Source organism: Ideonella azotifigens, assembly GCF_006519715.1.
In the GTDB taxonomy this organism is placed as follows: domain Bacteria; phylum Pseudomonadota; class Gammaproteobacteria; order Burkholderiales; family Burkholderiaceae_C; genus Ideonella; species Ideonella azotifigens.
In genome coordinates, this window is the sequence record NZ_VIDT01000309.1 from 1 (window position 1) to 6,316 (window position 6,316).

Annotated in this window: 5 protein-coding genes; 1 reads left to right on the forward strand and 4 read right to left on the reverse strand. The window is 67.6% G+C overall.

Annotated elements, in window-relative coordinates:
* Positions 1–246 precede the first annotated feature (246 nt).
* Positions 247–2,418, forward strand: a complete 2,172-nt coding sequence (locus FKP22_RS17775; RefSeq protein ID WP_141288885.1) for a phosphocholine-specific phospholipase C — start codon at positions 247–249, stop codon at positions 2,416–2,418.
* Positions 2,419–2,501: 83 nt separating this feature from the next.
* Here the strand turns inward: FKP22_RS17775 and FKP22_RS17780 are convergent, their stop codons facing one another.
* The 4 genes from FKP22_RS17780 to FKP22_RS17795 all read right to left on the reverse strand — a co-directional run.
* Positions 2,502–3,155, reverse strand: coding sequence for a flavin reductase family protein (locus FKP22_RS17780; protein WP_141288887.1), 654 nt, complete (start codon positions 3,153–3,155; stop codon positions 2,502–2,504).
* Positions 3,156–3,265: 110 nt separating this feature from the next.
* Entirely contained in the window at positions 3,266–3,499 is a 234-nt protein-coding gene (locus tag FKP22_RS17785) for a DUF2630 family protein (RefSeq protein ID WP_141288889.1), read from the reverse strand.
* Positions 3,500–3,620: 121 nt separating this feature from the next.
* Positions 3,621–4,841, reverse strand: coding sequence for a DUF1501 domain-containing protein (locus tag FKP22_RS17790; protein ID WP_141288891.1), 1,221 nt, complete (start codon positions 4,839–4,841; stop codon positions 3,621–3,623).
* 28 nt (positions 4,842–4,869) lie between these two features.
* On the reverse strand, positions 4,870–6,316 hold a 1,447-nt coding region (locus tag FKP22_RS17795; RefSeq protein WP_141288893.1), incomplete at its 5' end, for a DUF1800 domain-containing protein.

The window sequence follows — 6,316 nt, forward strand, 5'->3', positions numbered from 1 at the left end:
AGAGGGTCTGGTCGTTCATGTCAGCGCCTTTGGTTGGGCCGTTGATGGCAACCCGCACCATGACCCGTCCGGAGGCTGCTGTCATCTGCCATTGGAGAAACCGCTGACGGGCCATGGGGAAGCCCGCCGAGAGGGTCCCACTGCATCAAGTCATCACACGCCTGACTTCAAACCGCTGCATTCTGCGTGGTTTGCCAATGCGCCACCGCACCGGTGGCGCGGTCCTTTGCAGCTTCCAGGAATCTGATGAACCAGCCCACCGACCGCCGCAGCTTCCTGCGCGGCACCGCCCAACTCGCCGCCGCCGCAGCCGCCACCACCGCGCTGCCGCCCGCCATCGCCCGCGCGCTGGCCATTCCGGCGGACAACACCACCGGCACCATCAAGGACGTCAAGCACGTGGTGATCCTGATGCAGGAGAACCGTTCGTTCGACAACTACTTCGGTACCCTGGTGGGTGTGCGCGGCTTTGGCGATCGTTTCACGATTCCACTGGCCAACGGCCGCAGCGTCTGGGAGCAGAGCGATGGCACCCGCGTCGTGCTGCCCTACCACCTGGACAGCAGCCAGGGCAACGCGCAGCGGGTGCAGGGCACGCCGCACTCGTGGAACGACGCGCAGAACGCCTGGAATGCCGGCCGCCTGAATGAATGGCCGCGCTACAAGACCGACCACTCGATGGGCTACTACCGCGAAGCCGAAGTCGGCTTCCAGTTCGCGCTGGCCAATGCCTTCACCGTGTGCGACGCCTACCACTGCGCCATCCAGGCCGGCACCAACCCGAACCGCCTGTTCCTGTGGACCGGCACCAACGGCCCGACCGGCGCCAACGTGGCAGCAGTGGTCAACGAATGGGACGGCATGGAAGCCCCGGACAAGGGCTACACCTGGGCCACCTACCCGGAGCGCCTGCAGGCCGCCGGCGTGAGCTGGAAGGTCTACCAGAACATGCCGGACAACTTCACCGACAACTCGCTGGCCGGCTTCGTCAACTACCGCCTGGCCAACATCGCGATGGGCAACAACGGCGACGGCTCGCCGTACATCCCGTACGCGCCTGCCACGCATGACGCGATCAGCCCGCTGTGCAAGGGCATTGCCAACACCATGCCGGACGGCGGCTTCCTGCAGGCGCTCAAGGACGACATCAAGGCCGGCACGTTGCCTGCCGTGTCGTGGATCGTCGCGCCCGAGACCTACAGCGAGCACCCTGGCCCGTCCAGCCCGGTGCAAGGCGCCTGGTACATCGAGCAGGTGCTCAACGCGCTGACCGCGGACCCGGCCGTGTGGAGCAAGACGGTGCTGCTGGTCAATTTCGACGAGAACGACGGTTTCTTCGACCACGTGCCTACCCCGGCAGCGCCCGCCATCGACGAAAGCGGCAATGTGGCCGGTGCTTCCACCTGCCCGGTGGACAGCGAACGTTTCACCCACGCCAACCCGCCCGGCACGACCAGCCAGCCGCAGCCCGACGGCCGGGTCTACGGCATGGGCCCGCGCGTGCCGATGCTGGTGCTGTCGCCCTGGAGCCGCGGCGGCTGGGTCAACTCGCAGGTCTTCGACCACACCTCCGTCATCCGCTTCCTGGAGCAGCGCTTCGGCGTGCAGGAGCCGCAGATCAGCACCTGGCGCCGTGCCGTGGCGGGTGACCTGACCTCGGCCTTCAACTTCGTCAGCCCCAACGTGGACCCGCTGCCGGCGCTGCCCAAGCTGACCAAGAAGTCGGCCGACAAGCTGCGCGCCCAGCAGGAAACGCTGCCACAAGTGCCCGTGCCGCCAGAGGCCAGCCAGACCCTGCCCACGCAGCCCTGGGGCATCCGCCACTCGCGCGCCCTGCCCTATGTGCTGAAGGTGGACGCCACGGTGCTGGCGGCCGACAAGCGGGTGGACGTGGTGTTCCGCAACAAGGGCAGCGTGGGCGTGGTGTTCCACGTCTATGACAAGCTGCATCTGGACCGCATGCCGCGCCGCTACACGGTGGAAGCCGGCATGAACCTGAGCGGCAGCTGGTCGGCCAAGGACGACCAGGGCGCCTACGACCTGTGGATCCTCGGCCCGAACGGCTTCCACCGCCACCTGCAGGGCGACACCGACCTGGCCAAGAAGAGCCCTTCGGCCAACCCCGAGCTGGAAGTGAAGCAGTCGTCCAAGGACCGCACGCTCTCGCTGGTGCTGAAGAACAGCGGCAGTGCGGACTGCAGCTTCGACATCGTCATCAACGCCTACCGCGATGCCTCGCCAGCTTCCTACAAAGTGCCCGCCGGCACCTCGCTGACGGTCACTTACGACGCCAGCCCGGAAAAGGGCTGGTACGACCTGACGGTCAGCGTGGGCAGCAAAGCAGCCTTCGTGCGGCGCGTGGCTGGCCGCATCGAAAACGGCAAGCACAGCACCAGCGACCCGGCGATGGGCGTCTGAAGCTGCTGAACGCCCGCGGCAGCGCGCCCCAAAGACCTGGCCCTCGGCCTCGAGCAGGCCAGGTCTTCAAGGGACGCGCGAACTCAGGTCTCCGCGCGAAAGTTCCGGCCTAATCGGCCACCGGTGGCGAAGTAGTGGCGGAACACGTAGAGCAGCGGGCTCCACTGCTGCGTGTCGATGTGCTGGCTGCCCGGCAGGACAATGTCCTGGTGCGCGTGGACTTGCAGCACCTTGGCTTCGAGCAGCAGGAAGCCGGGGTCGGCGCCGTCCACCACGGAGGCACCATGGGCGGCCAGCAAACGCACCTCCAGTTGCAGCGGGCACTCGGCAATGCGCGGCGGGCCCACGAAGCGGGAGGCCAGCGGCGTGAACTTGGCCAGGGCGAACTTGTCGCCCTCGTGGCGGTAGCCCATGTCCCGCTTGTGACCCGGCACGGGAAACCGGCCGGTGGTGGGCGCCAGCGCTTCCACCGCAACGCATTGGTCGGGCCCTGGCAGGTTGATCACCGCTTCGCCAGAGCGCACGAAGTTCTCGCAGCCTTGGCTCGCCTGCGCCAGGCCCAGCACCAAGCGGTCAGCCAGCGCCCAGACAGAAGACATGGGCGAGAGATTGGCCGCCCCTTCCAGGTTCAGCGTGCTGATCAACGCCACTGGCGTGCCGAAATAGAGGATGGACGGGCACACCTCCACAGAACTGGGAACGCGGGGCGGGGGGTTGGGCAGGACAATCGAGTGCATGGCCTCGACTCTAGGGAGCTTGCCGCCGAAACGCTTCGTTGCACGACGAATCATGCCGGGCCGCGTGCCGCAAAGGCATCAGCATGCCTGCCGCTGCCGCGGCTGCGCATTCAGCCTTCGTAGCGCTTCACCGTGCCCACGTCGCGCACATGCGCCTCCGACGGGTTCTCGCCAAACTCGCGCTTGGCGCGGCGCTGGCGCAGCAGGTCCCAGCACTGGTCCAGCTGCTCGGCCACGTGGCGCAGGCGTTCGGCTTCGGCGCCCGCCGAGGTGGGCGCGGCACGCAGCGTGTGCTCTTCTTCGACGAGCTGGGTGATGTGGTTCAGGAGGGTCTGGTCATTCATGATGAGCGCCTTGTGGTGAGCGTGCAGTGCCGGATGGCAACTTCGTACCATGACGTGTCCGGGCGACGCTGTCATCCGCCATTGGAGAGACCGCTGGCAGCCCATGGGGAAGCCCGCCAGCTCACACCAGGCCCAGGTCCACGCCAGCCTTCAGGCCGGGGAAGACCTGCTGTTGCTGCGCCAGGCTGATGCCGTACTGGCGGCCCCACAGCCCCGCCAGCATGGCGCGGTAGTCGGTCAACGCGGGCATGTCGCGGTCCTGGAACAAGGTGTCGGCGCGCAGCTGCTGCTGCGGGCCGACGACCTTGCCGCCGGCCTTCAGGCCGCCGCCCATCACCCAGTAGACGGTGCCGTGGCCATGGTCGGTGCCACGGTTGCCGTTCTCCCGGAAGGTGCGGCCGAACTCGCTGACGACGATGACCGTGGTGTTCTGCCACTGCGGGCCCATCTCGGTGGCAAACGCCGCCAGGCCGGCCGACAGCTCCGACAGCCGCGTGGCCAAGCCGCCCAGCGCGGCCCCCTGGTTGGCATGCGTGTCCCAGCCGCCCACGTCGATGAAGCCCAATGCCACGCGCTCGCGCATCAGCTTGGCCACCCGCTTGGCTTCGGCCTCGAAGCCCTTGGAGCCAATGGCATTGCGGCTGGCCATGTCCTTTTGCTCGCCCATTTCCTGCAGCACTTCGCGCCGGGTATCGAAGCCGCTGTCGACCGCGCCGGACAGCGGCGTCTGCGCATACATGCTGCGGACCAGGTTGGCCTGGCGTTCGTCCACCCCGCCGCCGCCCACCGAGCGCAGGCCCTGGTTGCCCACGGCCAGTTTGCCCTGGAAGATCAGCGGCAGCTGGTCGGTGAAGGCCAGCGCCTCGCGGCCGGGCTGCTTCTGCACGCCCAGCGTGGTGGCCAGGCGGTTCATGAAGCCGTTGCGGTATTGCAGGCTGCCGCCCACGCCCTGGCCCAGCTCGAAGTTGTCCTGCGTCTCGAAGTGGCTGCGGCTCACGTCTTCGCTGCCGGCAAAAGGCACGAAGGCCAGCTGCTTCTTCTGCCACAGCGGCATCAGGCTTTCGGTGGTGGCCGGCGCCAGCGCCCAGTCGGCGTCCAGCTTCTGCGCGCCATCGCTGCTGCCGTCGGGCTTGGCGATTGAGATGTTAGGCCGGCTCTCGTAGTAGAACGAACTGGTGTAGGGCACCAGCAGGCTGTTGGCGTCATAGGCACCGCGCAGGAAGACGATCAGCGTGCGCGGCAGGTCGTTCGGCCCGGCCCACAGCGAGGTGGACGAGAAAGTGCCGGCCAGCAAGGGCAGGCTGGCTGCGGCGCGGCCCAGCAGTTGGCGTCGGTTCAGCATCACGGTCATTTGCAAATACTCCGCAGGCTCAGCGCCACATGAATTCGGGAGACGACAGCCACAGCGCGTCAGCTTCGCGCGGCGTGGCGGCCTGGGTCAGCGCAAGCTTGGTGGCCTGCGCCAGCGTCGGCTCGATCGCCGCCTTGAACAGTTCGCCGCGTGCCCGCGCCTGCGGCACCTGGGCCAGCGGCGGGTCGCCCTCGGCGCGGAAGAGGTGGTTGTTCACATTGCCGCCGGTGACGATGATGCGCGCCAGCTCGAAACGTGCCGTCAACTGGCCCTGGCCGTTCCAGGCCGAGCTTTCGAGCGGGTAGCCATCGGGCGTCACGCGCATGTAGGGCGCCTCGCCCAGGCGCTGCAGCCAGCCGCGGATCGGCTGCGTGTTGACCACCGTCTGCCCGTCATGGCACTGGCGCACGGCGGACAGCACGAACTGCATCGGGTCCTTGAAGCGCTTGTTCAGCGAGGCCGCGAACTCGGGCGCGGCGAACAGCTCGCGCAGCACCTGGTCGATGCGGCCGTCGCTCGCCAGGTAGCGCGCCGAGAGCTTTTGCACCAGCGCCGGCGAGGGTTCGTCGGCCACCAGGTAGACGGCAATCTTGCGGCAGATGTGACGTGCGGTAGACGGGTGGCGCGCCAGGCGGTCCAGCACGCCGTTCAGCTCGGCCACGCCGCCCTGGCCCTGCACCGTCTCGCCCAGCACTTTCTTCGAACCCGGGTCATGGCGCTGCGGGTTGAACTCGAACAGCCCGCGGCGCAGGTACTGTGCCTCGAACTCGGGCTTCATGCGCGGGTTCTGTTCCTCGATCTGCAGGCCGAAGCCGGTCAGCACACGCGCCATCTCCTGCACGTCCTGCTGGCTGTAGCCGCCGTCCACGCCCAGCGTGTGCAGCTCCAGCAGTTCGCGGCCCAGATTCTCGTTGAGCTTGCCGACGCGGTTCTGGTCGTTGTCCAGGTAGCGCAGCATGGCCGGGTGGTAGACGACCGCGCCCAGCAGGTCTCGGAAACGGCCCAGCGCCAGCGGGCGGATGGTGTCGTCGTAATCGCCCATCATGACCCGCAGGTTGGCCTTCTGGGCGTAGACGTTGAAGTGGTTGAACCAGAACCAGCCCATCTGATCCTGCAGTTGCTCGCGCGCATAGAGGCTGCGCAGCAGTTGCCGGTTGACGGCCTCGGTGGTGAGGCGCGCCATCTCCTGCTGCCAGGCCTGGCGCGCGGCCACTTGCTCGTCGCCTTTCATCGCCACCCAGGCCTTGCGCTGTTCGTCGCTGGCTCGCGCAAGCGCCAGCATTGGCTTGCGGCTGATGTCCAGCGCGTCAATCTGCGCCTTGACCACCGGTGGCAGCGTGGGCGGCCATTGCGGCGTCAGCTGCATTGCCAGCCAGCGCTCACGGCCCATGGCCTGGAATTCCCGCGCCAGGCTGTCGTTGGCACCCCAGGACAGGCGCTCCAGCCACTGCCGGTCTTCCACGCTG

Excerpts from the sequence above, each read along its gene's own strand:
- FKP22_RS17775 (WP_141288885.1), top strand. The coding sequence starts at position 247 with ATGAACCAGCCCACCGACCGCCGCAGCTTCCTGCGCGGCACCGCCCAA.
- FKP22_RS17780 (WP_141288887.1), bottom strand. The coding sequence starts at position 3,155 with ATGCACTCGATTGTCCTGCCCAACCCCCCGCCCCGCGTTCCCAGTTCT.
- FKP22_RS17785 (WP_141288889.1), bottom strand. The coding sequence starts at position 3,499 with ATGAATGACCAGACCCTCCTGAACCACATCACCCAGCTCGTCGAAGAA.
- FKP22_RS17790 (WP_141288891.1), bottom strand. The coding sequence starts at position 4,841 with ATGCTGAACCGACGCCAACTGCTGGGCCGCGCCGCAGCCAGCCTGCCC.